This window comes from Subtercola boreus (genome assembly GCF_003399635.1).
GTDB lineage: Bacteria > Actinomycetota > Actinomycetes > Actinomycetales > Microbacteriaceae > Subtercola > Subtercola boreus_B.
In genome coordinates this window covers 138,911-155,489 of the sequence record NZ_NBXB01000041.1, presented here as the reverse complement: position 1 = coordinate 155,489, position 16,579 = coordinate 138,911, and the positions used below count along the sequence as shown (strand labels likewise).

General features: G+C 69.0%; 9 protein-coding genes. 7 read left to right on the top strand and 2 right to left on the bottom strand.

The window, feature by feature from the left end; translation table 11 throughout:
• The first annotated feature begins 2 nt into the window (after positions 1-2).
• The 6 genes from B7R22_RS15710 (at position 3) to B7R22_RS15680 (ending at position 11,912) form a co-directional block, all read left to right on the top strand.
• Complete coding sequence (locus B7R22_RS15710) at positions 3-2,465, top strand: efflux RND transporter permease subunit (protein WP_116412632.1); 2,463 nt, start codon at positions 3-5, stop codon at positions 2,463-2,465.
• Positions 2,366-3,385 carry an efflux RND transporter permease subunit gene (locus B7R22_RS15705; protein WP_216363493.1) on the top strand — a complete coding sequence of 340 codons (1,020 nt, stop codon included), beginning with the start codon at positions 2,366-2,368 and terminating at the stop codon, positions 3,383-3,385. Before B7R22_RS15710 ends, B7R22_RS15705 begins: the two co-directional genes overlap by 100 nt.
• Positions 3,386-3,429: 44 nt before the next feature.
• Positions 3,430-4,023 (top strand): TetR/AcrR family transcriptional regulator, encoded by a 594-nt coding sequence (locus tag B7R22_RS15700; RefSeq protein WP_116412631.1) that lies wholly within the window; start codon positions 3,430-3,432, stop codon positions 4,021-4,023.
• Positions 4,024-4,034: 11 nt separating this feature from the next.
• The gene (locus B7R22_RS19910) at positions 4,035-7,127 is read left to right on the top strand and encodes an MMPL family transporter (RefSeq protein ID WP_253259118.1); all 3,093 of its coding nucleotides are present in this window, start codon (positions 4,035-4,037) and stop codon (positions 7,125-7,127) included.
• The gene (locus B7R22_RS15685) at positions 7,124-9,148 is read left to right on the top strand and encodes a YhgE/Pip family protein (RefSeq protein ID WP_116412629.1); all 2,025 of its coding nucleotides are present in this window, start codon (positions 7,124-7,126) and stop codon (positions 9,146-9,148) included. Before B7R22_RS19910 ends, B7R22_RS15685 begins: the two co-directional genes overlap by 4 nt.
• A gap of 340 nt (positions 9,149-9,488) precedes the next feature.
• On the top strand, positions 9,489-11,912 hold the full coding sequence (locus B7R22_RS15680; RefSeq protein WP_116412628.1) for a DEAD/DEAH box helicase: 2,424 nt from the start codon (positions 9,489-9,491) through the stop codon (positions 11,910-11,912).
• 216 nt (positions 11,913-12,128) lie between these two features.
• On the opposite strand, the gene B7R22_RS15675 is transcribed toward B7R22_RS15680, so the two are convergent.
• Both B7R22_RS15675 and B7R22_RS15670 read right to left on the bottom strand, forming a co-directional pair.
• A complete protein-coding gene (locus tag B7R22_RS15675; protein ID WP_116412627.1) occupies positions 12,129-12,851 on the bottom strand; it encodes a TMEM175 family protein in 723 nt (240 codons plus the stop codon).
• Between the two features lie 73 nt (positions 12,852-12,924).
• Entirely contained in the window at positions 12,925-14,217 is a 1,293-nt protein-coding gene (locus B7R22_RS15670) for an MFS transporter (protein WP_116412670.1), read from the bottom strand.
• Between the two features lie 183 nt (positions 14,218-14,400).
• On the opposite strand from B7R22_RS15670, the gene B7R22_RS15665 reads away from it, so the two are divergent.
• The gene (locus B7R22_RS15665) at positions 14,401-16,563 is read left to right on the top strand and encodes a bifunctional metallophosphatase/5'-nucleotidase (RefSeq protein WP_253259117.1); all 2,163 of its coding nucleotides are present in this window, start codon (positions 14,401-14,403) and stop codon (positions 16,561-16,563) included.
• Positions 16,564-16,579 lie beyond the last annotated feature (16 nt).

The following is a 16,579-nucleotide window of genomic DNA, read 5'->3' as shown; positions in this document are numbered from 1 at the left end:
CCATGCATCTCCTCGCAGTGTTGAGCATGAAGAACCGGGCCCTGATCGCCCTCGTGACGATCGTGGCGGCGGTCTTCGGCGGGCTGGCCCTCACCAGCCTGAAGCAGGAACTGATCCCGTCGATCGACTTTCCGCAACTGGTGATCCTGACCAACTATCCCGGTGCGTCGCCCGAGGTGGTCAACGACGACGTGTCGACGCCGATCGAGCAGGCCGTGCAGGGCGTCGAGGGCATCGACACGACCTCCGCGACATCCAGTACCAACCTGTCGATCGTCAACGCGACCTTCGTCTACGGCACGAACCTCGCGAACGCCGAGCAGAAGATCTCGCAGGCGATCAACCGGGTGAAGTCGACGCTGCCCGACACCGTCGACCCGCAGGTGCTGAGCGGCAGCATCGGAGACCTGCCAGTCATCCAGATCGCCGTGACGGGCGGTGCGGGCGGCGACACGAAGGCGCTGGCGGCGTCCCTTCGGGCATCCACCCTCACCGACATCGAACAGGTGGCGGGGGTGCGCGCGGCGCAGCTCGTCGGCGACCCCGGGCAGCGCGTCACGATCACGCCCGACAGCGGCAAGCTGGCCGAGGCGGGCCTCACCCAGGCCGCCCTGAAGACGGCGGTGGCGTCGAACGGCACGCTCCTGCCCGCCGGGTCGCTGACCGAGAACGGATCCACGCTCTCGGTGCAGGCCGGTTCGAAGCTGGCGTCGACCGCTGACATCGCCGCCCTGCCGCTGCCGGCGGCCAAGCCGGGCGGGGGCGTCTACTCGATCGGCGATGTGGCGACGGTCGCGCTGGTCGACAACCCCGTGACATCCATCTCCCGGGTGAATGGGGAACCCGCGCTCACCATCGCGGTGACGAAGCTGCCCGCCGCGAACACGGTCGACGTGTCGAAGGGCGTGCAGGACATCATCCCCGAGCTGCAGTCGGCGCTCCCCGGCGCGACCTTCACCGTCGTGTTCGACCAGGCCCCGTTCATCCAGCAGTCGATCGAGTCGCTCGCCACAGAGGGGCTGCTCGGACTGTTCTTCGCCGTGGTGATCATCCTGATCTTCCTGATGTCGGTGCGGTCGACGATCGTGACCGCGATCTCGATCCCGACCTCGGTGCTCATCACGTTCATCGGTCTACAGACGGCGAACTACTCACTGAACATCCTGACCCTCGGTGCGCTGACGATCGCGATCGGCCGGGTCGTCGACGACTCGATCGTCGTGATCGAGAACATCAAGCGGCACCTGGGCCAGGCTGAAGGCTCGGGGCCGATCGACGGTGCGACCCGGTCAGAGGTAATCATCGAGGCGGTGCGCGAGGTCGCGACGGCCATCACGGCCTCGACGATCACGACGGTCGCGGTCTTCCTGCCCATCTCGTTCGTGCAGGGCACGACGGGCGAGCTGTTCCGGCCGTTCGCGCTCACGGTGACGATCGCGCTGCTCGCGTCGCTGTTCGTGGCGCTCACGATCGTGCCGGTGCTCGCCTACTGGTTCCTCGGCAGCTCGCACCGGGTGAGCCGGCGGCAGCGGCGCGCGTTGGCGAAGGCAGCTGCTGCCGCGGCTCCGGATGCTCGCCAGGGCGTTCTCGCAGCAACCGCGTCGGCCTCGGCTTCCGCTGCTTCCGCTGCGCAGGGCACCAGCACCAGCGACACGGTCGCCGGCCGTCCCGTGCGCGACAGTCTCGCCGTGGCCACCGCCGCGCTGCCGGGCCGTCGCGCCCGCCGATCGCAGAATGTCATCGAAGACGAAGCGCCCGGCGCCCTGCAGCGCCGCTACCTGCCGATCATCACGTGGACGCTGAAGCACTCGTTCGTCACCCTCATCATCGCGGTGCTCGTGCTCGGCGGCACGATCGCGCTGGTGCCGTTCATGAAGACCAACTTCCTCGGTTCGAGCGGCCAGAACACGCTCACCGTCACCCAGACCGTGCCGGTCGGTGCGAGCCTCGATGTGCAGGACGCGTCGGCGCAGAAGGTCGAGGCGGCGCTCCGCGGCATCGCGGGCATCCGGACCGTGCAGGCCTCGATCGGTTCGAGCGGCTCGAGCCTCCGCGATGCGTTCGTGGGTGGCGGCGGCAACGCCATCACGTATTCGATCACCACCGACGACTCCGTGAACCAGGATGACCTGCAGAACACCGTGCGGACCGATCTTGCCGCGATCCCCGACGCCGGCGCCATCTCGGTCGCCGCTTCGGCCGGATTCGGGGGCTCCTCGGACATCACCGTCGACATCTCGGCCACGAACCAGACCGACCTGCAGGCCGCGGCCGACGCGGTGCTCGCCTCGGTCAAGGATCTCGACGGCATCACGCAGAGCTCGTCGAACCTGGCAGCCACCCGGCCCCCTATATCGCCGTGGCCGTGGACCGCACGAAGGCGGTCGAGGCCGGCCTCAGCGAGGTGGCCGTCGGATCGCTCGTCGCGAACGCCATGCAGCCGCAGACGGTCGGATCGATCGTGATCGACAGCACTCAGTACACGATCTACATCGCCAGCGACAGCACTCCGGCCACCCAGGCCGACCTCGCGGCGCTCGAGGTGCCGACCGCGACAGGGCCCGTGCGGCTCGACTCGCTCGCGACCGTCTCCGAGGTGAACGGCCCCGACACCATCACCACGTCGCGGGGCCTTCGGACGGCGAGCGTCACGGCGACGCCATCCAGTGACAACCTCGGCTCGGCCAGCGCCGAAGTGCAGAAGGCCGTGGATGCCGTGCAGCTGCCCGCCGGGGCGACCGCGAAGCTCGGGGGAGCGACCTCCAACCAGAGCGACGCCTTCGGGCAGCTCGGCATCGCGCTGCTCGTGGCGATCCTGATCGTCTACGTGGTCATGGTGGCGACGTTCAAGAGCCTCCTGCAGCCGCTCCTGCTGCTGGTGTCCGTGCCGTTCGCCGCGACGGGGGCGATCGCGCTGCAGGTGATCTCGGGCATCCCGCTCGGGGTGCCCTCGATCATCGGCGTGCTGATGCTGATCGGCATCGTGGTGACGAACGCGATCGTGCTCGTCGACCTGGTGAACCAGTACCGGGGAAGGGGTCTGCCTGTTCGCGAGGCGCTCGTGCAGGGTGCCGTGCGGCGGCTCTGGCCGATTCTGATGACGGCGCTCGCGACCATCTTCGCGCTGCTGCCGATGGCGATCGGGCTGACCGGCCACGGCGGCTTCATCTCGCAGCCGCTCGCGATCGTGGTGATCGGCGGGCTCGTCTCGTCGACGATCCTGACGCTCATCGTGCTCCCGGTGCTCTACAACGTCGTAATGGGGCGACTCGAGCGACGACAGCAGCGGCGCGAGCAGCGGTTCATCGAACGCCAGGCCGGAGCGAGTGACACGCGAGCCCTCACAGCTTCGGCTGCCGAGCCTGTGAGCGGCCCGCAGATCTGACCGATCGTACAGGAGCTGACCGAGCGGTCAGGTACGCTGTCGACATGCCGATTCATCCGACGCACCGCCCCGACCCTTCTGAGGAGCTGAAGGCCGTAGCGCTCCGCCTGTTCGTCGAGACGAGCTACGCAGGTGCATCGCTGCAGCAGATCGCGGATGCCGCGGGGTACTCGAAGTCGAGCGTGCTGTACCACTTCGCGTCGAAGGAGGCCCTGCTCGAAGAGGCGCTCACCCCGGCCGTTGTGAAGCTCGACGGTCTCTTCCAGGGCTCGATCGGCCGCATCGCCGACGCCGACCTGCGGGGCACCTTCGTCGAGGACTTCATCGACTTCCTGCTGGTGCACGGCCTCGAGGCCCACATCATCATCAACCAGGGCCAGTCGCTGGCGGGCATCCCGATCGTCGATCGTGCCAACGACTTCCTGCGCCGGCTGAGCGACTCGTTCGTGAACGAGTTGGCGACACCCGAGCAGCGGATCCGGCTCGGCGTCGCTCTGGCCGGTGCCGCCTACGTGGTCGCGACCGGCGTCGCAATGCCGTCGACCGACCTGGCGCCCATCGAAGAGGCCCGCGCGGCCCTTGTCGCCGTCGTCACCGAACTTCTCGTCCCCTTCGCCGCCCCGGCCGTCACGCTCTAGGAGTCCGCACCATGGCAACTCTTCTGTACCGTATCGGCCGGTTCTCGTTCCGGCACCCATGGCAGGTCATTGTGGCCTGGTTCCTGCTCCTCGCGGTGATCCTCGGCGGTGGTTCCGCTCTCGGCGGCAGCTACGACGAGGGGTTCAGCATCCCCGGCACTGAGTCGCAGCAGACGCTCGACAAGCTCGACGCTGTGTTCCCCGCGGTCGCCGGGTCGAGCGCGCAGGTCGTGTTCCAGGTTCCGGCGGGTCAGACGGTCACCGACCCGGCCGACCAGGCGTCGATCACCGCGGTCACGGATGCGCTCGCGAAGATCCCGCACGTCAGCTCGGTGGTCACGCCCTACTCCGAGTACGCCACCAATGCGATCTCGTCGGACAAGACCATCGCCTACGCCTCCGTGTCGTTCGACGGACCGACGATCGACATCCCGGCATCGACGACGGACGCCGTGCAGGCCACCCGCTCGCTGGCGGCCGACGCGGGCATCCGGGTCGAGTTCGGCGGCCAGGTCTTCCAGGACAACACCGTCGGCATCTCGCCGTCTGAGGGACTCGGCGTGCTCTTCGCCGCCGTCGTGCTGTTCATCACCTTCGGCTCGCTGCTCGCCGCGGGCCTGCCCCTGCTCTCCGCGATCATCGGCGTCGGCATCTCCATCGGTGCTGTCACCGCCTCGACGGCCTTCGCCTCCATCTCGAGCACCGCGCCGCTGCTCGCGGTGATGATCGGACTCGCGGTCGGTATCGACTACGCCCTGTTCATCCTCTCGCGGCATCGAACGCAGCTCGCCCAGGGCCAGGAGCCCGAGGAGTCGGCCGCGCAGGCGGTCGCGACCGCGGGCAGTGCTGTCGTCTTCGCGGGTACGACGGTGATCATCGCCCTGCTCGGGCTGCTGGTCGTCGGCATCCCCTTCCTCAGCGTCATGGGTGTCGCCGCCGCCTTCGCCGTGTTCATCTCGGTCTGTATCGCGGCGACCCTCCTGCCGGCCATCATGGGGCTCGCGAAGAACCGGCTGCGGCCCAAGCGCGGCTCCCGGGTCGAACGCCGTGCGCTTGCGGCACTGGAGCACGACGAGCCGGTCACGATCGCAGGTCTGGGTGCGGGTGCCCCGGATGCCCACGCGCATTCGCACGCCGCAGCTGAGGTCGACGTGGTCGACGGCAATTCTCCCGTGCACGCCGGAGCTCATGCCGCCCGAGCGAAATCCGGAACGAAGCCGGTCTCGCGTTCGATGGGTGCCCGCTGGGTCGGCCTGGTGATGAAGGCGCCGATCGTGTTCATCATCGCGGTGTGCGGGCTCGTCGGTGTTGCCGCCATACCCGCATTCAGCCTCGACCTGAACCTGCCGACCTCCGGGCAGCAGCCCGCCGACACGACGAACCGCCAGGCCTACGACCTGCTCGCCGAGGGCTTCGGCCCCGGTTTCAACGGCCCGCTCATCGTCGTCGCCGACATCACGCAGTCCACCGACATACAGGGCGTGCTCACCAAGATCGGTGATGAGCTGCGCACCGTTCCCGGGGTCGCGGTCGTCGGCCAGGGCATCCCCGACCCCACCGTCGACACCGCGATCTTCCAGGTCATTCCCACGACCGCGCCCGACTCGCCCGAGACCAAGACGCTCGTGCACGACCTTCGGGCGGTGAACGACACGATCACGGCCGATCTCGGCACACCGATCGCCGTGACCGGGCAGACGGCCGTCGCCGTCGACATCTCCGACCTGCTCACCGCCGCCCTGCTGCCGTTCGGCATCCTGGTCGTCGGTCTCTCGATCGTGCTGCTGGCCATGGTGTTCCGGTCGATCGCGGTGCCGATCAAGGCGGCCGTCGGTTTCCTCTTCTCTGTGGGTGCGAGCTTTGGGGTGACCGTCGCCGTCTTCCAGTGGGGCTGGGGTGCCGATCTGTTGAACATCGCGACCACCGGCCCGCTCATCAGCTTTTTGCCCATTCTGCTGATGGCCATCCTCTTCGGGCTCGCCATGGACTATGAGGTGTTCCTCGTCTCAGGCATGCGGGAGGAGTTCGTGAAGACGAAAGACGCCCGCCGCGCCATCCGGGTCGGCTTCGTGCAGGGTGCGCGGGTGGTTACGGCCGCCGCGCTCATCATGTTCTTCGTGTTCTTCGCCTTCGTGCCCGAAGGCACAGGGGCGATCAAGCAGATCGCGCTCGCACTCGCCGTCGGGGTGTTCGTCGACGCGTTCCTCGTGCGCATGACGCTGGTGCCCGCGGTGATGACGCTGCTCGGCGCCACGGCCTGGAAACTGCCCCGGTCGCTGTCGCGCATCCTGCCGAATGTGGATGTCGAGGGCGAGGGTCTCCGCGAACACATCGCGAGTGCGGCCTGGGCCTCTCGTCACACGGACGACATCATCTCTGCCGAAGACCTGCGCATCGGCGGAGTCGAGAACACGATCGATCTCTCGCTCACCGAGGGGGCAGTCCTGGTGATCTCCGGCGACACCACGTCGCGTCGCCTGGTCGGCGCCACCCTCGCGGGGCGCCTTCACCCCGAGTCGGGCGAGCTGCAGGTGCTCGGGTTCACCGTGCCCTCCGAGGCCGGCGCCCTCAGCCGGTGCGTGACCCTCGTCGATCTCGCCTCGGGGCGCACGGATGTCTCGAGCTCCGTCGGCTCGGCGCTGCGCGATCGCCTCCGTTACGCCCGGCCGCTGTTCCGGCGGGGAGCTTCGGCGTCCGAGGTCGACCACCGTGTCGCCGACATCGACAGGGCGCTCTCGCGGTTCCCCGGCGAGCCGCCGCTCTCGGCCGAGACCGCCCTCGGTTCGCTCACGCCGCTCGCGACGGCGCTGGTGCTCACCGCCCTGGGTCTCGCCGACGGCGGCGCGCTGCTGGTGCTCGACACGGGCGATGCGGGGTCGCCGCTGGCGGACACGAGCGACTTCGTGAATGCCCTGGCCGACCTTGTGCCCGCCGGCATGACGCTCGTGCTCGGTCTTCCCACGGTGCCGGTGTTCGGTGTGGCGCGGCAGGCAGCAGCGGGTTCGGTCGCCGCATCCGCATCCGCATCCGCGCCCGCATCCGCCCGGCCGCTGGTCACCCTCGAACTCTCCACTCCCGCCCGTCATGAAGGGATCCTCCGATGAGCATCCAGAACACTGCCGCCCCCGCCGAAGAGGCAGCACCCGTGCGCTCCCATCGACGCCGCAGCAGGTGGTGGTTCGCCGTTGCAGCCATCGCCGTCATCGTGATCCCGCTCGCGGCCAACGCGCTCTTCTCTGGCGCGTTCTCGAACGTCTCCGACAACCTGAACAAGGTGCCGGCGGCGGTGGTCAACAACGACAAACTGCTCACGACGACCGCGGCCGACGGCACGCAGTCCACGGTCTATGCGGGCCGCGGCCTGGTCACCGCTCTCACCGGACCCGACCAGACCGGTTTCGACTGGAACGTGACCAACACCGCAGACGCCGCCAAGGGCCTGGCCGACGGCACGTACTACGCGGTGCTGACCATCCCCGAGAACTTCTCGGCCCAGATCAACACGCTCGGCACGCCCGCTCCCGCACAGGGATCGATCGACATTCAGACTGACGACTCGCACGGCTACCTCGCGGGCGTGGTCGCGAGCACAGTCGGTTCCGCTCTGAAGGCCGGCTTCGGCCAGACGATCACCGCGCAGGTGCTGACCGGGGTCTATTCCGGGCTCGGAACGGTCGGCACCCAGCTCTCGACCGCTGCGAACGGCGCCACGCAGCTCGGCACAGGGGCCTCGAGTCTCACCGACGGGCTGAACCAGCTCGCGACGGGAGCGTCGGGTGCGGCATCCGGCGCCTCGACGCTCAGCTCGGGAATCAGCCAGTACACCGGTGGGGTCGACTCGCTCGCCGGAGGTGTCTCGACGCTCGACGATCAGGCAGGCCAGCTCTCACAGCTCTCCGCCGGTGTCAGTACCTACACCGACGGTGTCTCGACCCTCGCGGGCGGGTTCAGCTCTCTGAAGTCCGGGCTCGACTTTGCGATCAGCTCGAACCCGACCCTCGACGCCGCTCAAAAGGCACAGCTGCTCGGCACCTACGCGAAGCTCTCCGGCGGGCTCAGCCAGGCCGCATCGGGAGGGTCGACGCTCGCAGCGCAGACGTCGTCGGGTCTGGATGCCCTGCAGGGCGGCATCTCACAGCTCGACTCCGGCGCCTCCCAGCTCTCCTCCGGCTCCGGCCAGCTGCGTGACGGCGCCTCCCAGCTCTCCGACGGTGCCGCGCAGCTCGCCACGGGAGCGCAGCAGTCCGCCGCGGGTGCCGGCCAGCTCGCCACCGGCGCCACCACGCTCGCCTCGGGGCTCCAATCGGGGGCGGATGCGCTCACCAAGAGCGCCGCGACCGATCCGTCGACCTCCGCCAAGGTCGCGGCCGACCCGATCGCGGTGAACGTGACGACTCTGAACAGCCAGGGCGGGATCGGCAGCGTCATCGCCATCCTGATCGTTCCCGCCGGGCTCTGGATCGGGGCTCTCGCGATCTTCCTGCTGCTCCGCCCGCTTCGGATGTCGCTGCTGGCGAGCTCGGCCTCGACGGGCCGGCTCGTGCTGCGCATCTTCGGCCGGGCGTCGCTCTTCGCGGCGCTCCAGGCTGTGGTTGTTGTGGCCTACCTGCAGTTCAGCCTCGATGCTCCGTGGTCCTCATTGCCCGCGACGCTCGGATTCGCGTTGCTGGTCGCACTCGCCTTCACGGCGTTCCACCAGCTCCTGCGGTCGGCGTTCGGCCGGGTCGGCTCGGTCATCTCGCTCATTCTGTTCGCTGTGCAGCTTGCGACGACGGCCGGCATCTATCCGGTAGAGATCCTGTCGGGGCCGTTCCAGTTCATCAGCAGCATCTCCCCGATGGCGTATGCCGTCTCGGGCATGCAGGGCATCCTGGCAGGTGGTTCTGCAGGAACGGTATGGGGGAGCGTCGCCGTCCTTGCCATCCTGCTGCTGCTCAGCCTGCTGTTCGCGGGAGCCGCACTCGCCCGGCGGCGTCGGCCCGAACGCACCGGCTGGCTGCTCGTGGGGTCGCCGGCGCGGGAGACCGGCTCGCGGCGCGCGGCGCGGCAGACCGAGCACGCCGGGCAGGCGGCCGCCGGAGCGTCTGGCGCCTCCGGCACTTCGCGGCCCGGGCTCGCGACCTGATGCGGACGCGCGGAACCGGCGGTTCGTGACAATCGGGGGCCGACCGTGTAATGTGTGCAGGTCGGCTCTTGACACCGCGCGTTGCGCGCGGATGGGTTTGTAAGTCAGGTGGGCCGGTTTCTCGTTTCGTGCGATGGGTGCGACGCAATATGGATGCGTCGTGCAAAGAGTGCACAAGCGCAACAACACCGCACGAACGTGTGCACGGGTGTGAAGGCGCGGGGCGGGAACAATCACGTATGTGAAACGGCCCCGGCCAAAGACTGCCCGGGTTCAGCAAAAGTCAATCGCAAATGTATTGACCGCTTTGCCATGCAAATGAAACAACCCGGAAAGCATCATGCCCGATTACTCGAAAAAATCCTCCACCGGCGGCAACAAGTTCGGCCCGAAGAGCGCTCCCGGAGCGCGGAGTGCCGGCCACCGCGGCCACCAGAGCGCTGACGCGGGAGCGTCCAAGAAGGCACGCTGGAGCCCCGACGAGCGCGCCGCCCGCGGCGCCGCCCCCACGAACCGCGCCGAGCGCCCCAACTGGGAGCCCCGCGCTGCAACCCCGAGCCGCGAGTCGAACTACAGCGACCGCGGATCCCGCCCCTCGTACGGCGACCGCCCCGACCGTGGCGCCTCGACGGGTCGCCCCTCCTACGGCGACCGCAATTCGTCCGGTGCCGGCCGTAGCGACCGCCCGTCGTACGGAGACCGTCCCGACCGCGGCGCGCGCACCGAGCGCCCGAGCTACGGTGACCGCAACGCCTCTGGCGCCGGCCGTTCCGAGCGTCCGTCGTACGGCGACCGCCCCGCGCGGAGCAACGACCGCCCCTCCTACGGGGACCGCAACGCGTCGGGTGCCGGCCGGAGCGACCGTCCCTCGTACGGTGACCGTCCCGACCGTGGTGCGCGCACCGAGCGTCCGAGCTACGGCGACCGCGGAGCATCCGCCGGCCGTCCCTCGTACGGCGACCGTCCGGAGCGCAGCGATCGCTCGTCGTACGGTGACCGCAACGCCTCCGGTGCCGGCCGCAGCGAGCGTCCGAGCTACGGCGACCGCGGAGCATCCGCCGGCCGTCCCTCGTACGGTGATCGCCCGGCCCGGACCGAGCGCCCCGCGTACGGTGACCGCGGTGCACGCACCGAGCGTCCCTCGTATGGCGACCGCCCCGACCGCGGTGCACGCACCGAGCGTCCGAGCTACGGTGACCGCGGTGCATCCACCGGCCGTCCCTCGTACGGCGACCGCCCGGAGCGGAGCGAGCGCCCGAGCTACACCGAGCGTGCCGGCCGCCCCGAGCGCCCCACCTACGGTGACCGTCCCGAGCGCTCTGAGCGCCCGGCCCGCACGGAGCGTCCGAGCTACAGCGACCGCCCGGCCCACACCGAGCGCCCGGCCTACAGCGACCGCCCCGCGCGTTCGTTCGAGGACCGCCGCGACTCCAACACCGACCGCGCCGCGCGTGGCAGCGACTTCTACCCGAAGCGCGAGAACACCGGCTACAGCGACGGAGCAGGAACCGCCGCAGCGGGCCGCTTCGGAGCCGGCGACGACGTCGTGCTCGAGCGCCTCGAAGCCGAAGTGACCACCGCCAGCGACGTCGTCGACAAGACGTTCGGCGACCTCGGCCTCGGTGACAACATCCAGCGCCAGCTCGCGTCGATGGGTGCTCCGAGCCCGTTCCCGATCCAGGCAGCGACCATCCCCGACGTTCTCGCCGGCAAGGATGTTCTCGGCCGCGGCAAGACCGGCTCCGGCAAGACCATCGCCTTCGGTGCACCGCTCGTTGAGCGCCTGATGGAGAACGAGGGAGCCAAGGGCCGGAAGCCCGGTCGCCTCCCGCGCGCCCTCATCCTGGCCCCGACGCGTGAGCTCGCGATGCAGATCGACCGCACCGTGCAGCCCATCGCCCGCTCGGTCGGCCTGTTCACCACCCCGATCTTCGGCGGCGTGCCCCAGTTCAAGCAGGTCTCGGCGTTGCAGCGCGGCACCGACATCATCATCGCGACCCCCGGTCGCCTCGAGGACCTCATCGAACAGGGCCGCCTCGACATCTCGCAGGTCAAGATCGTCGTTCTCGACGAGGCCGACCACATGTGCGACCTCGGGTTCCTCGAGCCGGTGCAGCGGATCCTCCGCCAGACCGCGCCGAAGAGCCAGAAGCTGCTCTTCTCGGCCACCCTCGACAAGGGTGTCGCCCAGCTCGTCAATGAGTTCCTCGTCGAGCCGGCCGTTCACGAAGTCGCCGGTGAAGACCAGGCCTCCTCGACGATCGACCACCGCGTCCTGCTGATCGAGCAGCGCGACAAGCGTGCCATCATCGAGCAGCTCGCGAGCGGCGAGGGCAAGACGCTGATCTTCGCCCGCACCCGTGCGTTCGCCGAAGAGCTCGCCGACCAGCTGGACGACGCGGGCATCCCGTCCACGTCGCTGCACGGCGACCTCAACCAGTCGCGCCGCACGCGGAACCTCCAGCTGCTCACCAGCGGCCGGGTCAACGTGCTCGTGGCGACGGACGTCGCAGCCCGCGGCATCCACGTCGACGACATCAACCTGGTCATCCAGGCCGATGCTCCTGACGAGTACAAGACCTACCTGCACCGTTCGGGCCGCACGGGCCGCGCGGGCAAGCAGGGCACCGTCGTGACGCTCATCTCGAAGTCGCGTCGCCGCCGCATGGACGAGCTCCTCGAGCGCGCCGACATCGAGGCGACCATGGTTCCGGCGGCTCCCGGCGACCGCCTGATCGACGACCTGCAGAGCGCGCACGCGTAGGTCTCACCGCAGCACCATTTCGCACAACGGGCCACAGCAGGCTTGACAGGAACGGGCTCCGGATGCTTCCACCTCGGTGGGGCATCCGGGGCCCGTTTCTGCGTTGAGGCGTGCCGGTGCCCGATCGTGTGCGTGCTGGCCCACTCGGGCGTGCACGTATTCAGGATGATCGGGCCGCCGTGCCTGACACATCGATAGCGGGCCGTTCCTCCTGAATTACGGGTGGTCGGAGGTGGCGGAAGTCGCGGAGGTGGCGGTGGGCTCGGCGGCCGCGGCGGCGGAGGCCCCCGGGGTCGGGGCAGCGGCCGCGGCGGGGGTCGCGGCGGTCGCGGCGGTCGCGCGAGCCTTCTGACGCCGGCCGATCTGGCCCTCCACGAAGCCCGAGGCGAGAAGGAGCAGCAGCGAGTAGAGCCCGATCTGGGGGAGGAACGAGAGCGCGAACGCCGCCGCCATGGCGCAGGTCGCGACGACGGCCGGGGTGAGGCGGAGGGTTCCGCGCACCGACTCGAGCTGCATCTCCGGCCTCCGCGTGATCATCACGAGCTGCACGAGCCCGGTCACCGAGGTCACGAGCATCGTGCCGATGTAGAGGGCCCCCGCCACCGTGCTGACATGGTCGCCCTGGCCGAGGAGTTCCGTGGGAAACGGCAGGAAGACGATGGAGAGCAACCAGGCGAAGTTGACCCAGACGAGCGGCAGGGTGTAGCCGTCGATGACCCGGTAGATCTGGTGGTGCAGCAGCCAGAACCTGGCGATCACGACGAAGCTGAGCCCGAACAGTAGGAGGGGCCCGATGTTCTCGCCGAGGAAATCGCCCGGGGAGGTCTCGCCGATGCTGCCGGCCTTGTCGACCAGAGGGAGGATCAGCAGCGTCACGGCGATCGCGATCACCGCATCGCTCAGATTGACGAGCCGGTCATATCCACGGGTGAACACCATGGGCCCATTATTGCCCCAGCGAGAGGCCGGCGCCCGGGCGAGCGGGTGCTGCCGGGCATCCGGAGCGTGGCGCTCAGCAGGGCTGCATGGCGGATGAACCCGGGAGCGCCTCGCAGGGGTTGGCTTTCACGGTGATCGGTTCGGCGGAGGCTCCGCGAACTCCGCGAATCCCTTGAACCCCGCGCACCCCGAGCGCCAGCACGGTCACGGCACCGACCGCCGCTATCCCGCCCGCCAGCCAGAAGTCGAACGCGAGGCCGCCGGTGCTCACGGCGACGGCGCCGAGCGTCGATCCAGCGGCGATGGAGATCTGGATGGTCGTGACGAACAGTGCCAGGCCGCCTTCTGCTGCGGCGGGGGCTGCGTTGATCACCCACGTCTGCAGCGCGAGCGGAAGGCCACCCCAGACCAGGCCCCAGAGGGCGAGCAGAACGAGCGCTCCCACGGCGGTGCCGGCCACGACAGGCAGCAGCAGGATGGCGACGGCCGCGATCGCCATGGCACCCACGACCGTCGCGGTGATGCTGCGGTCGAGGGCGAAGCCGGCGATGAAGTTGCCGGCGACACCTGCGACACCGAACACGAGCAGGGCGAGCGTGATCGAGGCGGGATCCAGTCTCACCAGCTCTTCGAGGTACGGGGACACGAAGGTGTACGCCGCGAACTGCGCGACGAAGACGAAGGCGGCCCCGATCAACCCGATCCGGGCCCGCGGCACCCTCAGCAGTGCGACGAGGGTCGACGGACCGACGCGCTGTACCGAAGGGATCCGGGGCAGGAGCGCGAGCTGCCCGACGAGAGCGACCAGTGCCAGAACGGCACCGATCACGAACGCGACACGCCAGCTGGCGAGGGAGGAGACGAGGGCGCCGAGCGGCAGGCTGACGACGGTGGCCACCGAGATCCCGGCGGTGATGAACGAGGTGGCGCGGATGACCGACCCCGGTTGCACGAGCCGGGACGCGACCGCGGCGCCGATGGCCCAGAATCCGCCGAGGGCCACTCCGAGCAGCAGTCGGGCGGCCAGCAGAACGGTGAAGTTCGGCGCGAGTGCTCCGGCGACATCCGCGAGCACCAGGAGCGCCGAGAGAGCGATCAGAACGATGCGCCGGTCGAGGCCCGAGGTCAGGATGGTGACGACCGGAGCGCTCACCGCTGCAGCGAGGCCGGTCGCGACCACGACGAGCCCGGCCGTGCCGATGCTCACGCCGAGGTCGTCGGCGATGGCGGGCAGCAGGCCGATCGGGAGGAACTCCGATAGAACGAGCACGAAGGAGCCGAGCGCGACCGACACCACAGCGAGCCAGGAGCGCCGGTCGGTGCGGGCGGAGAGGGGCAGCGGAACGGCTGCGGTGTGGGTGCTCATGAGGAGCTACAAGCCGGGGGGTGCCGGATTCATTCCGCAGAACTGCTTGCCGAATATGAACATTCCGTTACAGCTGAGATCAGTTCTCTGAGAATTGGCACACAAACCGTAGGGTGTGATGCAGCCCCCTCACAGGGGGGGTGGCAATCCCTGCACCTGAAGAACGAGAACGAAGGAGACTCTGTGTCCCCGAGCAACACCCCTTCCCGGCGAGTGCGGCGCATCGTCGCGCTGGCCGCGTCGGTCACCCTGGCGGTCGGCCTGAGCGCCGTCTCCGCCAGTACCGCATCGGCGGCTTCCACCCCGGTCGACATCGACATCGTGAACATCAACGACTTCCACGGCCGACTCGAGGCGAACGGCAGCACCGCGGGCGCGGCCGTGCTCGCCGGTGCCGTCGACAGTTTCCGGGCGGCGAACCCGAACACGATCTTCGCCTCGGCCGGAGACAACATCGGGGCATCGACGTTCACCTCGTTCATCCAGGATGACCAGCCCACCATCGACGCGCTGAACGCGATGAAGCTCGATGTGTCGTCTGTCGGCAACCACGAGTTCGACAAGGGTGCGTCAGACCTGACGAACCGCGTCATCCCGGCGACCGACTTCCCGTATCTCGCAGCGAACGTGTTCGACAAGGCGACCGGCAAGCCGGCCTACGACCAGTACTTCGTGAAGGATGTCGCGGGCATCCGGGTCGGCTTCATCGGAGCGGTCACTGAGGAGCTTCCCTCGCTGGTGAGCCCGGCGGGCATCCAGGGCATCACCGTCGCGCCGATCGTCTCGAGCGTGAACACGGTGGCCGACGAACTGAAAGACGGAGACGCCTCGAACGGCGAGGCCGACGTGATTGTGCTGCTCGTGCACGAAGGGGCCGCGACGCCCGAGGTGGCCGCGCCCGACACGGTCTTCGGCAAGATCGTCAGCGGCGTGAATGCGAACGTCAGCGCGATCATTAGCGCCCACACGCACCAGCTCTACGACTACGAGTCGCCGGTTCCCGGGGTCCCCGGGGCGACGCGCCCTGTGCTCCAGACCGGCTCGTACAGCATGGATCTCGGCCACCTCGCGCTGTCGGTCGACCCTGACACGAAGAAGCTGCTGAGCATCACGTCTGAGGTGCTGCCGCTGACCGACGCCGCGGCCGACAACGCGCCGCTCTATCCCGCAGACCCGACCGTGCAGGCGATCGTCGACGCGGCGGTCTCGAAAGCCGACGTGCTCGGAAGCGTCGAGACCGGCACCATCACGGCTGACTTCGACCGCGCCCGGCAGAGCGACGGCAGCGAGAACCGCGGCGGTGAGTCGGTGCTCGGCAACTTCGTCGCCGACGTGCAGCTCTGGTCGACCCAGCAGGCGGGCGCAGAAATCGCCTTCATGAATCCCGGTGGCCTCCGCGCAGATCTCACCTACGCAGGGTCGGGAGACGCCGCGGGCTCGGTGAGCTACAAGGAGGTCGCCAGCGTGCAGCCCTTCGCGAACACGCTCGTCACGCTGAACCTGACCGCGGCGCAGATCAAGCAGGTGCTCGAGGAACAGTGGCAGCCCGCCGCCGCGGCCCGACCGTTCCTGAAGCTCGGTGTGTCGAAGTCGCTGGCGTACACCTACGCCCCCCTCGCCGCTGCGGGATCGCACATCACCTCCCTCACGCTGAACGGTGCGCCCCTGGCGGCCGACCAGAACGTCAAGGTCGTCGTGAACTCGTTCCTCGCCTCGGGCGGTGACAACTTCACGACTCTTGCAGAGGGCACGGATGTCGCCGACTCCGGCAAGATCGACTTGCAGTCGATGGTCGACTACTTCGGCCAGTACAAGACGGCCTCACCCGATGAGGCCCAGCGCGCCATCGGTGTGTCGTACCCGGCCGGGTTGGATGTCGCCGCCGGCGTCGCTGCGGGCCAGTCCGTCACCGTGGACCTGTCGTCGCTGCTGTTCAGCGGTGGTGAGCCGGCTGCGCCGACGGTCGACATCGTCGCGGGTGGTGCGGTCATCGCCAGCGGAACCATCGACCCGGCTGTCGTGGACACGACGGATGAGGTGGGGCGGGCATCCGTCACCTTCACCGTTCCCGCCGGCGCCGCTGTCGGCGACGTGATCTCGGCTTCGGTGCCCGGCACCGGAACGTCGACGGCGCTGCTCACCGTCACCTCGGCTGCCGTCGTGTCGCCTGTGGTGCCCGTCACCCCGGCTCCCACGCCCACGCCGGCCGGCGGGGCCGCTCCGGGCTCGCTGGCGAACACCGGAGCGAACGGAGCCGAGTCGATCGGTCTCGGAGCGCTCGGTGTTCTGGCGCTGCTCATCGGGGGTGCAGCTGTGGCTCTCCGCCGCCGCCGGGCTGTGCGGTAGCGGCTCTCGTCCTGCT